Genomic DNA, 700 nt, shown 5'->3' on the forward strand with positions numbered 1-700 from the left:
TCCCGCTTCGACGTCGACCTGTCCACCGTCGACGGGTCGGGCACCACCATCCCGGTTGTGGTGGCGAACATGACCGCGGTCGCCGGCCGGCGGATGGCCGAGACGGTGGCCCGTCGCGGCGGCATCGTCGTCATCCCCCAGGACATTCCACTCTCCGCCGTGCGGCACACCGTCGATTTCGTCAAGAGCCGTGACCTGGTCGCCGACACCCCGGTTCAGCTCGCACCGGATGACTCGGTCACCGATGCACTCGCACTGATCAACAAGCGCGCCCACGGCGCGGCCGTCGTCGTCTCCGAGGGCAGGCCCGTCGGCGTCGTCACCGAGGCCGGGTGCGCCGGGGTCGACCGGTTCGCCAGGGTGCGCGATGTGGCCACCAGCGATTTCGTCACCGCACCGGCCGGTACCGACCCCCGCAAGGTGTTCGATCTGCTCGACCACGCGCCGGTGGGTGTCGCGGTGCTCACCGACGGTGCCGGAAACCTCACCGGGGTGCTCACCAGAACCGGTGCCGTGCGCGCCGGCATCTACTCCCCCGCCGTCGACGACGCCGGCCGGCTGCGCATCGCCGCCGCCGTCGGAATCAACGGTGACGTCGCGGCCAAGGCCCGCGATCTCGCCGAGGCCGGCGTCGACCTGATCGTCATCGACACCGCGCACGGGCACCAGGCCAAGATGCTGGACGCGGTGGCCGCCGTCG

Annotated in this window: 1 protein-coding gene; it reads left to right on the plus strand. The window is 71.4% G+C overall.

Features of this window, described 5'->3' with window-relative positions:
• Positions 1 to 700 (plus strand): IMP dehydrogenase (locus IC40_RS0126325; protein WP_030137639.1); only part of this gene is annotated, 700 nt, incomplete at both ends.

The organism is Mycolicibacterium neoaurum ATCC 25795, from assembly GCF_000691525.1.
GTDB lineage: Bacteria > Actinomycetota > Actinomycetes > Mycobacteriales > Mycobacteriaceae > Mycobacterium > Mycobacterium neoaurum.